The sequence below is a fragment of the Chryseobacterium sp. MA9 genome (genome assembly GCF_024399315.1).
Classification (GTDB): Bacteria; Bacteroidota; Bacteroidia; order Flavobacteriales; family Weeksellaceae; genus Chryseobacterium.
In genome coordinates, this window is sequence record NZ_CP075170.1 from 1,465,169 (window position 1) to 1,477,628 (window position 12,460).

Annotated in this window: 13 protein-coding genes; 8 read left to right on the forward strand and 5 right to left on the reverse strand. The window is 37.3% G+C overall.

Annotated elements, in window-relative coordinates:
- The first annotated feature begins 18 nt into the window (after positions 1–18).
- Positions 19–2,238, forward strand: coding sequence for an NADP-dependent isocitrate dehydrogenase (locus tag KIK00_RS06755; RefSeq protein WP_255815788.1), 2,220 nt, complete (start codon positions 19–21; stop codon positions 2,236–2,238).
- A gap of 185 nt (positions 2,239–2,423) precedes the next feature.
- Here the strand turns inward: KIK00_RS06755 and KIK00_RS06760 are convergent, their stop codons facing one another.
- A complete protein-coding gene (locus KIK00_RS06760; RefSeq protein ID WP_105700908.1) occupies positions 2,424–2,759 on the reverse strand; it encodes a helix-turn-helix domain-containing protein in 336 nt (111 codons plus the stop codon).
- A gap of 101 nt (positions 2,760–2,860) precedes the next feature.
- Between KIK00_RS06760 and KIK00_RS06765 the strand changes: the two genes are divergently transcribed.
- The 7 genes from KIK00_RS06765 to KIK00_RS06795 all read left to right on the forward strand — a co-directional run bounded on the left by KIK00_RS06765 (position 2,861) and on the right by KIK00_RS06795 (position 8,602).
- A complete protein-coding gene (locus KIK00_RS06765; RefSeq protein ID WP_255815789.1) occupies positions 2,861–3,607 on the forward strand; it encodes an SDR family oxidoreductase in 747 nt (248 codons plus the stop codon).
- A gap of 172 nt (positions 3,608–3,779) precedes the next feature.
- Positions 3,780–4,763: a heme-binding domain-containing protein gene (locus KIK00_RS06770; RefSeq protein WP_255815790.1), complete on the forward strand. Its 984-nt coding sequence runs from the start codon at positions 3,780–3,782 to the stop codon at positions 4,761–4,763.
- Positions 4,760–5,203, forward strand: a complete 444-nt coding sequence (locus KIK00_RS06775) for a cytochrome P460 family protein (protein WP_255815791.1) — start codon at positions 4,760–4,762, stop codon at positions 5,201–5,203. Before KIK00_RS06770 ends, KIK00_RS06775 begins: the two co-directional genes overlap by 4 nt.
- A 79-nt stretch (positions 5,204–5,282) precedes the next feature.
- Positions 5,283–6,296 carry a sensor histidine kinase gene (locus KIK00_RS06780; protein ID WP_255815792.1) on the forward strand — a complete coding sequence of 338 codons (1,014 nt, stop codon included), beginning with the start codon at positions 5,283–5,285 and terminating at the stop codon, positions 6,294–6,296.
- Positions 6,277–7,035: a LytTR family DNA-binding domain-containing protein gene (locus tag KIK00_RS06785; protein ID WP_255815793.1), complete on the forward strand. Its 759-nt coding sequence runs from the start codon at positions 6,277–6,279 to the stop codon at positions 7,033–7,035. Before KIK00_RS06780 ends, KIK00_RS06785 begins: the two co-directional genes overlap by 20 nt.
- A gap of 352 nt (positions 7,036–7,387) precedes the next feature.
- Positions 7,388–8,164 carry a thioredoxin family protein gene (locus KIK00_RS06790; protein WP_255815794.1) on the forward strand — a complete coding sequence of 259 codons (777 nt, stop codon included), beginning with the start codon at positions 7,388–7,390 and terminating at the stop codon, positions 8,162–8,164.
- A gap of 45 nt (positions 8,165–8,209) precedes the next feature.
- Positions 8,210–8,602, forward strand: coding sequence for a DoxX family protein (locus KIK00_RS06795; RefSeq protein ID WP_255815795.1), 393 nt, complete (start codon positions 8,210–8,212; stop codon positions 8,600–8,602).
- 181 nt (positions 8,603–8,783) lie between these two features.
- On the opposite strand, the gene KIK00_RS06800 is transcribed toward KIK00_RS06795, so the two are convergent.
- The 4 genes from KIK00_RS06800 to KIK00_RS06815 all read right to left on the reverse strand — a co-directional run bounded on the left by KIK00_RS06800 (position 8,784) and on the right by KIK00_RS06815 (position 12,448).
- Positions 8,784–9,776, reverse strand: coding sequence for an MBL fold metallo-hydrolase (locus tag KIK00_RS06800; RefSeq protein ID WP_255815796.1), 993 nt, complete (start codon positions 9,774–9,776; stop codon positions 8,784–8,786).
- Positions 9,777–9,871: 95 nt separating this feature from the next.
- Positions 9,872–10,873: an aldo/keto reductase gene (locus tag KIK00_RS06805; protein ID WP_255815797.1), complete on the reverse strand. Its 1,002-nt coding sequence runs from the start codon at positions 10,871–10,873 to the stop codon at positions 9,872–9,874.
- A gap of 86 nt (positions 10,874–10,959) precedes the next feature.
- Complete coding sequence (locus tag KIK00_RS06810; RefSeq protein WP_255815798.1) at positions 10,960–11,865, reverse strand: AraC family transcriptional regulator; 906 nt, start codon at positions 11,863–11,865, stop codon at positions 10,960–10,962.
- Between the two features lie 115 nt (positions 11,866–11,980).
- Positions 11,981–12,448: a hypothetical protein gene (locus KIK00_RS06815; RefSeq protein WP_255815799.1), complete on the reverse strand. Its 468-nt coding sequence runs from the start codon at positions 12,446–12,448 to the stop codon at positions 11,981–11,983.
- Positions 12,449–12,460: the final 12 nt, after the last annotated feature.

Below are 12,460 nucleotides of genomic sequence, written 5' to 3' on the forward strand. Positions count from 1 at the left end.
ATAAAAAATAACAGTATAATGTCAGAAAAATCAAAAATCTATTACACACTTACTGATGAAGCTCCAATGCTGGCTACTCACTCGTTTTTACCCATTGTAAAAGCTTTCACAAAATCAGCAGATATCGAAATCGCAGTTCCGGATATTTCTTTGGCAGGAAGAATTCTAGCAAACTTCCCTGAGTTTTTAAAAGACGACCAAAAAATCAGTGATGCTCTGGCTCAACTAGGAGAATTGGCGACTCAACCTGACGCTAATATCATTAAGTTACCTAACATTTCTGCTTCTGTGCCTCAATTGGATGCAGCTATTGCTGAACTACAAGGTAAAGGTTTCGCGGTTCCCAACTATCCTGCAGAGCCTAAAAATGACGAAGAAAAAGCCATCAAAGCTAAATATGCTAAAGTATTAGGAAGTGCTGTAAACCCTGTGTTAAGAGAAGGAAACTCTGACAGACGTGCTCCAAAGGCTGTTAAAAACTATGCAAAAGCAAACCCTCACAGAATGGGTGACTGGGCATCTGACAGCAAAACTGACGTAGCTCATATGAACAATGGTGATTTCTACGGTACAGAAAATTCTACAACATTAGAAAATGCTGCAAAATACAGAATCGTATTCAAAGGAAATGATGGTTCTGAATCTGTATTAAAAGACTTCGCGGGTCTTCAGGCTGGTGAAGTAATTGATTCTTCTGTAATGAACTTAAATGCATTAAAAGCATTTGTTAAGGAAGCTATCGAGGAAGCTAAGAAAAGAAACGTACTTCTTTCTGCCCACCTTAAAGCAACAATGATGAAAATCTCTGATCCAATCATTTTTGGGGCTATCGTTGAGACTTTCTTCAAAGAAGTATTTACTAAATATGCTGAGACTTTCAAGTCTTTAGACATCAATCCAAATAACGGTCTTGCTGATCTTTTCGATAAAATCAAAGGAAATGCTCAGGAAGCTGACATCAAAGCTGATATAGAAACTGCTTTAGCAAACGGACCCAGAGTGGCAATGGTAAATTCTGACAAAGGAATTACTAACTTCCATGTACCTTCTGATATCATCGTTGACGCATCTATGGCTGCTCTTGTAAGAGGTGGAGGTAAAATGTGGAACAAAGACGGAAACGAGGAAGATACAGTTTGTATCATTCCAGACCGTTCTTACGCTGGGTTCTATCAGTCTGTAATCGATGATATGAAAGCTCACGGAAAACTAGACCCTACAACAATGGGATCTGTTCCAAACGTTGGATTAATGGCTCAGAAAGCTGAAGAATATGGTTCTCACGATAAAACTTTCCAATTAGCAGCTGACGGAACTGTAGAAGTTCAGGATGAAGCAGGAAACGTTCTTCTTTCTCAGAAAGTAGAAAAAGACGATATCTTCAGAATGTGTCAGACTAAAGATGCTCCTATCCAGGACTGGGTAAAATTAGCGGTAAACAGATCAAGATTATCTGATACTCCTGCTATCTTCTGGTTAGACAAAGGAAGAGCTCACGACAGAGAAATCATCAAAAAAGTAGAGAAATATCTTGCTGATCATGATACAACAGGTCTTGATATCAGAATCCTTGATGTAAAAGATGCTATGACTGAAACGCTGAAGAGAGCAAGAGAAGGTAAAGATACAATCTCTGTTTCAGGAAACGTATTGAGAGATTATTTAACAGACCTTTTCCCAATCCTTGAGCTTGGTACTTCTGCAAAAATGCTTTCTATCGTTCCATTGATGAATGGTGGTGGTTTATTCGAAACAGGTGCCGGAGGTTCTGCTCCAAAACACGTTGAGCAGTTCTTAGAAGAAGGATATTTAAGATGGGATTCTCTAGGTGAATTCTTAGCACTTCAGGCTTCTTTAGAGCACTTGGCACAGACTCAGGGGAATACAAAATCTCAGGTTTTAGCTGATGCATTAGATGAAGCAAATGCTAAATTCTTAGCTACAGACAAATCTCCTGCAAGAAAAGTAGGTCAGATTGACAACAGAGGTTCTCACTTCTATTTAGCAATGTATTGGGCTGAAGCGTTAGCTAACCAGACTGCTGATGCTGAATTGGCTGCTAAGTTTGCTCCTATTGCTCAGGCAATGCAGGAAAACGAAGAAGTAATCAATGCTGAATTAATTGGTGCTCAGGGTAAACCTCAAAACATTGAAGGTTATTACAAAACTGATACATATAAAACATATGCAGCAATGAGACCTAGCACAGTTTTAAATGAAATTATTGACGGAATTTAATTTTTCGTTTTTGATATAAATTAAAAGCTCCTTTTTTAAGGGGCTTTTTTTGTGAAACCACCCCGTCAAAAATTCTTTGAATTTTTGACACCCCTCCAAGGGAGGGGAATGTTGAGCACATATTTACTACTCAAGGTCATCACATCTCCAATTCTTAACCCCTGCAGCCTAAAACCTTCTATCTGCTACCTATCTTCCACAATCACTCTCCTATGCTCTCTTCCCCAGTTGATCATTTCCTGAATAATGTTTCCAAAGGTTCGGCAATATTCTGTAGGCTCATATTCTATTAAAACAGGAGTTTCCGGATAAACGGTGCGTTTTACAAGTTTGTTCAGTTCCATATCTTTCAGTTCTTTTGAAAGCATTCTGGTGGTAATTCCGGGAATACTGCGTTCAATTTCCCTGAAACGTCTGTTACCATTACAAAGTGAATTGATCACCGGAATTCGCCATTTTCCCCCGATAAAATAAAGGGTATCCTGTAAGGCTCTAAGTTCTTCTGTCTGATCTCTTTCCATAGCTGCAAAATTAAGCGGTATCATTCATTATACTGGTATACTCTGTGATACTGGTTACAAAAGTATACCATTTTAAAATAACTTTGTCAAAAAATTTTACAATGAAAAAATTAACCCATAAACTGGCTATTGTAACAGGAGGAAACAGCGGAATCGGATTCGCTGCAGCAAAAGAACTTATTTCAGAAGGAGCAAAAGTGATCATCACCGGAAGACGAAAAGAAGCTGTAGAAAAGGCGGCTCAGGAACTCGGTGCTGTTCCGTTCATCGCAGATCAGGCTAATCTTGATGATATTGATCTGCTGAAGAAAGAAGTAGAGAAACAGTACGGCAAGGTAGATATTCTGTTTATCAATGCAGGCATTACAGGAACCCTGACGCCTATTGAAAATATGGATGTAGAAAATTTTGATCAGGTAATGAATATTAATTTTAGAGGTGCTTATTTCACATTAAGCAAATTCATTCCTTTATTGAATGACGGAGCTTCAGTGATCTTTTTATCTTCCATTGTCGCTTCCACCTATAAACCCAACAGTTCGGCTTATCAGGCAAGCAAAGCCGCATTGAACTCTATTGCGAAAACAGCAGCAGCAGAGCTGGCACCTAGAAAAATCAGAGTGAATATGATAAGCCCTGGTCCTATAAAAACTGAAATTATGAGTAAAGCCGGCCTGGATGAAGAGGCATTGAAGAATATTCAAAATCATCTCATAGATCAGATTCCAATGAAGAAAATGGGAACCGCTGAAGAAGTCGCCAGGCTGGTTACTTATTTATCAGATGATCAGCTTTCGGGATTTATCACAGGTACTGAAATTGTGATAGATGGCGGCATTACTTTATAAAAGATAGATTTCATCAAATCCCGGCAGCGCAATTACCGGGATTTTTCATGTGTATTTTCAGGCTAAAAAATTCCGGATTCACCTTTTGATTTGTCCAACTCGGCCTGTTTTCCGTTTCACAGCATGTACTACCAACCTACTTTTGAACGAGAAAATAAAAACAATACACATTATGGAGACCGTAAAGAAAAAAAGAAATCCCATTGCCATCTTCTTTCTGGCCATACTAGGAGTTTTCGGAGGGCTGCAGTTATTCAGTCAGCCTTTAGAAGGAAAACCGGTTACAAAAAAAATCGAAGCACCAAGGGAAGTGATCAGCATTCTTGAAAACTCGTGTTTCAACTGTCATTCCAACCAGCAGAATCTAAGCTGGTATGATAAAATTGCTCCAGTTTCCTGGGCAGTCAATAAAGATATCAAAAGAGCCAGAGAAGTTCTGAATTTTTCAGAATGGGAAAAATACTCTCCAGCCGAGCAACAGGGAAAAATGTACGCTATTCTCAATATGATGCAAAGTGGAAAAATGCCTCTTCATGAATATACTCTTCTGCATCCTTCAGCGAAAATTAATCAAAAAGATATTGAAGTCATTAGAAAATATACGCTTTCATTATCCTCAGTAAATCCAACAACTCAAAAAAAGATTGAAATACCTCAGGCCTCATCCATTTTACCCATTTCTGCATCAACAAAATTTCCGGTTTCTCCCAATGGAGTTCAGTACACGCCTGATTTCAAAAACTGGAAAGTCATCAGTATGAGTACTCTTTTTGACAATTCCATCCGTGTGATCTATGGAAATGACATCGCTGTAAAAGCTGTGGAAACAGAGAACTTTCACCCGTGGCCAGACGGAAGCATTGTGGTAAAATCTGTATGGAAACAACAGGTGTTGCCTGACGGAGAAATCAGACCCGGAAAATTTATCAATGCACAATTTATGGTAAAAGATTCCAAACAATATAAAGATACTGAAGGCTGGGGATTTGCAAAATTCTCAGGAGATGATCTTCACCCAACCGGAAAGACAGCATCTTTCGCCAAAGAATCATGCATCGCCTGTCACAGACAACTTGCAGAAAAAACAGGTTATCTGTTTGATGTTCCTATGAAAGTAAATACTCAAAGATTAATCCAAAATTTACAGAAAAAATGAAAAATACAATCCTGATTTTATTGGTAAGCCTTGTTTCCCTTACCGCCTGCAGCAAAGAAAATAATGATAAAGAAAATGGACTCGTGAGGACTGTTTTTGACCCGGGTCATCTCAAATTCATTTCCAATTCTTTAAATCCCAGAAAAGAAACCATGTCCGCTTTATACGGAAATGAAAAAGCATTGGAATCTTTATCAAAGGAAAGCCAGACACCGGAAGCAGGTGCAGTTATGAAACTGGTAACCTGGAAATATCATGATAATCCTCAATATATCGGCGGAACAATCACCGGAGAACTGGTAAGTATTGAAACTGTTCAGGCTGATCAGCTGGGAAATATTTCTTATGATATTAAAAATGATTTGCTACAAAACAGTTCTCCTGATAAAGAAGAAAGAATACAGTATTTTATGAGCTACCACCCTGTAAGCAGGCCATAATAAAAATTCCGGTTTCACTATTTATCATAATATTTTCAATAAAAAGCATTAATTTAACTTTTTCAAATCAGCAGATTTCATGCAACAGCAAAAAATAAAAATTTCACAAGCCATTATCTGGATAAGCTCTGTTTTCCTGGGGATTCTATCTTCTGTTCCTCAGCTGGCTTCACATCAGTTTGACTGGAAAGAAGCCTTGGTGAATTCAGGAATTACAGCAGCATTTTCCATTATCATGTGGTATATTAATATTTATATGCTGAACCGTACAGCAAAACGAAGACAGCATATTTCCTATTCAAGATTGATGGTGGTACTGGCTTTCGGAATGGTGATTATGTTTGGACTTGCCTGGATTCAGCAGCTTATTTTATCTCATATCAATTTCGGTCCGGTAATGCTGATGGTTGAAGTAAGAGGAATTTTAATCAATCTGGTATGCTATATGTTTTTAACACTGCTTCAAAATAACTATACAGGCCAGCAGATACAGCTTGAACTGGAAAAGGTAAAAAGTGACAATTTAGGGGCCCAGTACGAATTACTGAAACAACAGATCAATCCACATTTTCTCTTCAACAGCCTGAATACATTAAAATTAATGGCAGAAACGCATGACGAAGAAACGGTTGATTTTATTGTAAAACTTTCTGATTTTTACCGATTTACACTTGAAAGCAGAAAACTGGACCTCATCAGTGTTCAGGAAGAAATGAAAATAGTGGATGCTTATCTTTTTCTTCAGAAAGCCCGTTTTGGTGAAGGAATTAAGTTTACCAACGAACTTGAAAAAGAATCAGCTCAAACCCTTATCCCTCCTTTTACACTTCAGCTTTTGGTAGAGAACTGCATCAAGCACAATATTGTTTCGCAAAGTAAACCTTTACATATTAAAATCTATACCGCTGATGCTCAAATTGTAATTGAAAATCCTATACAGCGAAAGATGAATACTGAAGACTCTCTGGGAGTGGGACTTGACAATATTAAAATGCGTTACAGACATCTACTGGAAAAGGAAATTACAATTAACTCAGACGAAAAAACATTTCAAATAAAACTACCATTAATTCATGAATATCATCATTATTGAAGACGAATTCAGGGCTGCAAAATCCCTTCAGAATTTAATTTCAGATTTAAAACCGAACTCAAAGATACTGGGTGTTTACGACAGTATCGAAACAAGTATTGAGGGCTTAAAGGAGCTCAAACCCGATCTTATTTTTATGGACATCCATCTTTCGGACGGACTTTCATTTGAGATTTTCAAATCGGTAGATATCACATGTCCTGTGGTTTTCTGTACTGCTTTTGATCAGTATATGCTGGATGCCTTTAAAAGTAAGGGAGTTGACTATGTTTTAAAGCCTTTTTCAAAAGAAGATATTGCTGAAGCTTTACGAAAAGTTGATGAACTGAAAAAATTCTTTCAGAAAAATGACTTGCCAGATTTGGAATCCATTATACAAAAAATCACTCAGCCTTCCGGTAAAAGTAGTTTCCTTGTTTTTAAAAATCAGAAATATACAACGATTCCTACGGATGATATTGCTTATTTTTATATCCATAATGAGATAACTCATCTGGTAACCTTTACCAAAGAACAGTTTCCCCTTAGTCAGCCTTTGGGACAAGTCGCAGAACAGGTCTCTGAAAAACAATTCTTCAGAATCAACAGACAATATCTGGTCAATTTTAAAGCGATCAAGGAGATGGAACATTATTTTCAACGCAAAATATTGGTGAAACTCACTGTAGAAACCCCCGAAAAGCTTCTTATTAATAAAGAAAAGACTCATAGTTTCTTTACTTGGCTGGAAGACAGATAGAGAAGAAGGAAGTTTGAGGCTGGGAGCTGGAAGTACTTGAAGCCATTCTAATCTATAGATGTTTTTTTAAAATAAATGATAACCCTGATTGATATGATCAGGGTTTTCTTCTGTTTTTTATTTGATCTGTTTTAATTTATTAAGCTCTTTCCTGTTTATATTTCAATATTTAAAAATACAAACCTCTACTCCTTTTTGGTACTCCAGAACCTCCAGCTTCCAACCTCCTTCTTCCAGCCAAAATATACTTCCCCTCACAATTTCCGGATTCACCTTTCAATTTGTCCGGTTAACCCTTTTTTGTATTCTTCTGTCTTTCCCAAGTATCTACTTTTGAATCAAATTAAAAGACATGATACTAAAAAACTTAATCATAGTAAGCGCTTTTACCGCATTATTATTTGCTACTTCAGCATTTATTCATCAAGATAAAATCCAAAAGACAGCACAGCATTCAACTAATGAAAACAATGGTTTTGTGGTTTTGGAGCTTTTCACTTCAGAAGGCTGCTCCAGTTGCCCACCGGCAGATGAACTGATTGGAAAAATTGAAAAAGAATATAAGGACGAACCTGTTTACCTTCTCTCCTATCATGTGGATTACTGGAACCGCCTTGGGTGGAAAGACAGATTCAGTACTGCAGAAAACTCACAGCGACAACAGCAATACAGCCGTATCTTAAATTCACAGGTTTATACTCCACAATTGGTTGTCAATGGAAAAACGGAATTTGTAGGATCTGATGAAAACAATATCAAAAATGCAATACGGGAAGCCTTATTTAATTCTAAAAAAACAAATGTAGAACTATCAGCAAATATTTCTCAGAAGGAAATCAATGTACAGTATAAAACCTCTGCCACTGATCCTAAGAATATGCTTCTTATTAATCTGGTTGAAAAACATTCCTCCACCCAGGTAGGTAAAGGTGAAAATGAAGGCCGTCATCTGCATCATTGGCAGATTGTTCACAGGCAAAATCAGGTCTCACTGAATAAACAAACGGAAGGAGCAACAACCTTTAAGCTTCCGGACGGCTTTTCTCCTGAAAATTGGGAAGTCATAGCTTTTATTCAAAATACAAAAACAGGAGAAATATCAGGATCAGCAAAAACAATCTTCAAATAACTTTTACGCAATACAGTAATAATAACAACTAAAAATAATACTACAATGAAAACAAAAACAACAAAAATCATCTATTGGGCAGGAGCTATTTTTATGTCATTATGGTTTGGGGCCAGTGGTTTCTTTGAACTGACAAAAAACCCTGTTGTTTGGGACATCACCCAACAGCTTGGCTATCCTCCTCATTTCATTTATATACTGGGGGTTTTTAAAATTTCAGGTGTTCTTGTTCTTTTGCTTCCCAACAGGTTACTGAGGCTGAAAGAATGGGTATTTGCAGGAATGTTTTTCGATATCCTCTTTGCTTTCTTCTCAAAAATAGCAGTACTGGGTTTTCCATCTACGATAGACGCAATAGTCGCTTTCTCAGTGCTTACAATGACTTATCTGATGTTCAGAAAACTGTACTCTCCCGAGTTGGTATTTGGAGAAGCTTGATGATCAGAAAACTCTAATTTTTTCTTATGTTTGAAACTGATCCTCTCACTGCCTGGGGGATCAGTTGTTTATATCTGAAAGTGATTATTTGACCACCCCTCCGGAGGAGAGGAATGCTGAGCACATATATAGTAATCCAGGACAATAGTTCCCTAATCTCTAATTACCTATTACCTGCAACTTAATTCATAAAACTTTCCGGGAACCATTCAAATGCACCGGATTTTGTTTTTGTAAAGCCCAGACCCGGCCATGGCAAATGATAAGCAAATGCTCTGATTTTGGTATCTGCCAGCTGTTGAAGAAGCTTTTTTCTTGAAACGGCGGCAATATCCAGATCGGTATCTCCAAAGTAGCCCCACTCAGGATGTGGAAAAAGGATTACATCGGAATGAATCAAATCAGCAATGTAGATCAACTTTTCATTCCCTGAGGAAATGGTTGTTACTATTAAACCGGGAGTATGACCGGGAGCCAGCTGAAAACTGAAAGAATCATACAGCGGATTATTAAGGTCATAAAACTTAAGTTTCGGCTGAATGGTCTTCAGAATATTTTGAACAGCAGGAATAATCTGATTAAGCAGTCCAGGCTGTTTTTTCAAAGCACTATTTTCAAAATCTTTAATTGTGGCTTTCATCCAAAAATCATGTTCAATTTTTGAAATGAAAATATTGGCGTTCGGAAAAACCAGGTTCTGTTTCTTATCAACTACACCACCAATATGATCAGGGTGGGCATGGGAAATAAAAACATCAGTAATATCTTTTGGTGAAAAGCCTGCTTTTTGGAGGCTTTTTAATAAAAAACCGGTCCTTTCATCAGCAAAAATGCCCATTCCGGTATCTAACAAAATGAGTTTATTCTTTGTTTTAACCAATAGAATATTCATGGCCATATCAATATAATTCTCCGGCCTGAAATTATCTTTAAGGATTGATTTCAGCTCAGCAACAGTTCCTCTGGGAGCAAATTCGTTGAGATTTTCTTCATGAATATATCCGTCTGTAAGAACAAAAAGTTCCAGTTCTCCAAGCTTCAGTTTTTTAAAGCCGGAAAGATCATCACCTGTCTTTTCAGCTGTTTTTGGAGTTTCTGCCAATACACTGGAAAAAGGAATCATACTTAATGTTCCTGCCAATAAGCCATTCTTTAACAGTTCTCTTCTGTTCATAATTTAGTTTTTTTCATATTATAAATTCCTCATTGAGAGTAATAAAAAAACTGAGCTCCACCATAATCAGGAACTCAGTTTTTGTACAATAGTTTTTAGTTGTTCACCAGTTTCATTGAACCTTCAGTATATCTTTCTCCTACATTCGGGTATTTTTTCAGAATGGCATCAATGGTATCCAGATCTGATTGGGAAAGCTCTATATTGACGGCTGCAATATTTTCTTCCAGGTATTTAATTCGTTTGGTACCCGGAATCGGGATAATATCATCTCCCTGATTCAATACCCAGGCCAGGGCAAGCTGAGTTCCTTTTACTCCTTTGGAAGCGGCAAAATCATTAATCTCGTTTGCCAGTTTAGTATTATTTTCAAGATACTCCTGCTGATAGCGCGGTAAAGATTTTCTGAAGTCATCATCACCCAGGTTCTGTACATCATAAATATTGGTAAAAAGACCTCTTGCCAACGGTGAATAAGGTACTAAAGAAATTCCCAGTTCTCTGATAGTTGGTAAAATTTCTTTTTCAACATCTTTTGTAAGGATGGAATATTCTGACTGTAATGCTGCAATCGGGTGAATTTTATTAGCTTTTCTGATAGATTCTGCTGAAGCTTCGGATAATCCGATATATTTCACTTTTCCTGCTTTTACCAGCTCTGCCATTGCTCCTACTGTTTCCTCCACCGGAACATTGGGATCCACTCTGTGAGCATAGTACAGGTCAATAGTATCTATTTTCAATCTTTGAAGACTTAAATCTACTGCCTTTCTGATCCATTCCGGAGAACCGTCAAAATAAGTTCCCGGAGCTCCACTATGGCTTGCTTTACCGTCTTTAAACCTGAATCCGAATTTGGTTGCAATAAAAATCTTATCCCTGTTCGGAACCAAAACCTTAGAAATCAGTTTTTCGTTTTCTCCATTGGCATACATATCTGCTGTATCCCAGAAGTTAACGCCTAAATCCAAAGCTCTGTGTAAGGTATTGATACTTTCCTGTTCATCTGTAGGACCATAAGCAAAGCTCATTCCCATACATCCTAAACCAATTGCTGATAACTGTTCGTCTGTGTTTCCTAATTTTTTAAATTTCATGATAGGTATGATTTAATTTTATATGACAAAATTAGAATATCCGGAAATCAACCACTATATAGAATTCAAACCAAGAATTATAAAATTCAAACAATGTCCATTCTTAGGGCATTAGGAGTGATTCCGGTTTGTTTTTTAAAGTAATTGGTAAAATAAGCCGGTTCTTCAAAACCTAATCCGTAGGCGATTTCGGCTACATTCCAGTCTGTGTGTTTCAGTAAAGCATTGGCCTCCTGAATAATCCTTGCGGTAATCTGCTGGCTGGTTGTTTTCCCTGTGATCTCTTTTACAGAACGGTTTAAAGAATTCACATGTATGGAAAGACTCTGAGCATAGTCGTTGGGTGTTTTTAATTTTAAAAAGGCTTCAGGACTGTCGATTGGAAATTGTCTTTCAAGAAGCTCCATAAATAAGGAAGCAACCCGCTGTGAAGCATTCTGATAAGGTTCAAAACTTTCTGCCGGTTGCATTCTCATGGTTTCATGAATCATCAGGTGAAGGTAAGCTCTCAGCATATCATATTTGTGAATATAATCCGACTGAATTTCCGTCATCATTTTAGTATAAATATCAGAAAGTATCCTCTGCTGTTCTTCATCCACAAAGAAAACCGGTGTCCCTCCAATCTTGAACAGCGGAGAATCCTGAAGGTTTCCCATGCGGCTTCCATTATGCAAAAACTGATCGGTAAACAGACAAAACCAGCCTTTCTGATCTTCATCATCTGCCTCCCAGGAATAAGGAATAATAGGATTTGAAAATAATAAAGCAGGCCGGTCTACTTTAATCCATTTATCGGCATAATGCAGTTTTCCCTTTCCTATAATCAGTGAAATCTTATAATAATCCCTTCTGCTATAGGGAGTCAACGGAGAACAATATTCCCGCGAAAATACATTGAAGTGCCCCATCCTGTTGACTCCAATACATTGTGATGCCAGATTGGGAGCATTCCTTTCATAAAAACCTTTAAGTGACTCATGTGATTCCATGAATCAAAATTATAAAATTCAAACAAATTAATCAATAAAAACAATTCTGTTTAAAAAATAAAATGACTGACAAAGATGCCAGCCATTTAAAAGTGAATATATAGTTGATAATGATTTAATCCCAACCGTCATCATCGTGCCCGTGACCGCGGCCATGATGCTTAGATTGTTTTTTATAGTATTTTTCCTGATTTTTATAATATTTCTCCTGTTGTTTACGGTATTTTTTATAATCGTTCTTATTTCTGCCGTAAACAATCACAGGGTTTTGACCTTTATAATATTTCTTTTTAAAAATGATATATTTTTCTCTACCCAGGATTCTTTCCAGCTCTGAGTAGCGGTCGTTTCTCCATCTTCCCGGCTCTACCACATACACCCTGTTCCATGTATCGTAATCACGATATCGGTCATTTAGTACATAAATCTGGTTTGCCTGTGTTGTAGACAGCAACAGATCGGCAACAACTCTTTGCCAGTTAACATCCGAAATACTTCTTCTGTAATCATTGTAATAATCTGACTGGGCATAGCTCAAACTAAATGTCCCAATCAAAAATGCTGTTAAAAGTAACTTTTTCATTTCATTCCCCTT

Bases quoted from the DNA above. Each gene is read 5' to 3' on its own strand.
- KIK00_RS06755 (WP_255815788.1), top strand. From the start codon at position 19: ATGTCAGAAAAATCAAAAATCTATTACACACTTACTGATGAAGCTCCA.
- KIK00_RS06760 (WP_105700908.1), bottom strand. From the start codon at position 2,759: ATGGAAAGAGATCAGACAGAAGAACTTAGAGCCTTACAGGATACCCTT.
- KIK00_RS06765 (WP_255815789.1), top strand. From the start codon at position 2,861: ATGAAAAAATTAACCCATAAACTGGCTATTGTAACAGGAGGAAACAGC.
- KIK00_RS06770 (WP_255815790.1), top strand. From the start codon at position 3,780: ATGGAGACCGTAAAGAAAAAAAGAAATCCCATTGCCATCTTCTTTCTG.
- KIK00_RS06775 (WP_255815791.1), top strand. From the start codon at position 4,760: ATGAAAAATACAATCCTGATTTTATTGGTAAGCCTTGTTTCCCTTACC.
- KIK00_RS06780 (WP_255815792.1), top strand. From the start codon at position 5,283: ATGCAACAGCAAAAAATAAAAATTTCACAAGCCATTATCTGGATAAGC.
- KIK00_RS06785 (WP_255815793.1), top strand. From the start codon at position 6,277: ATGAATATCATCATTATTGAAGACGAATTCAGGGCTGCAAAATCCCTT.
- KIK00_RS06790 (WP_255815794.1), top strand. From the start codon at position 7,388: ATGATACTAAAAAACTTAATCATAGTAAGCGCTTTTACCGCATTATTA.
- KIK00_RS06795 (WP_255815795.1), top strand. From the start codon at position 8,210: ATGAAAACAAAAACAACAAAAATCATCTATTGGGCAGGAGCTATTTTT.
- KIK00_RS06800 (WP_255815796.1), bottom strand. From the start codon at position 9,776: ATGAACAGAAGAGAACTGTTAAAGAATGGCTTATTGGCAGGAACATTA.
- KIK00_RS06805 (WP_255815797.1), bottom strand. From the start codon at position 10,873: ATGAAATTTAAAAAATTAGGAAACACAGACGAACAGTTATCAGCAATT.
- KIK00_RS06810 (WP_255815798.1), bottom strand. From the start codon at position 11,865: ATGGAATCACATGAGTCACTTAAAGGTTTTTATGAAAGGAATGCTCCC.
- KIK00_RS06815 (WP_255815799.1), bottom strand. From the start codon at position 12,448: ATGAAAAAGTTACTTTTAACAGCATTTTTGATTGGGACATTTAGTTTG.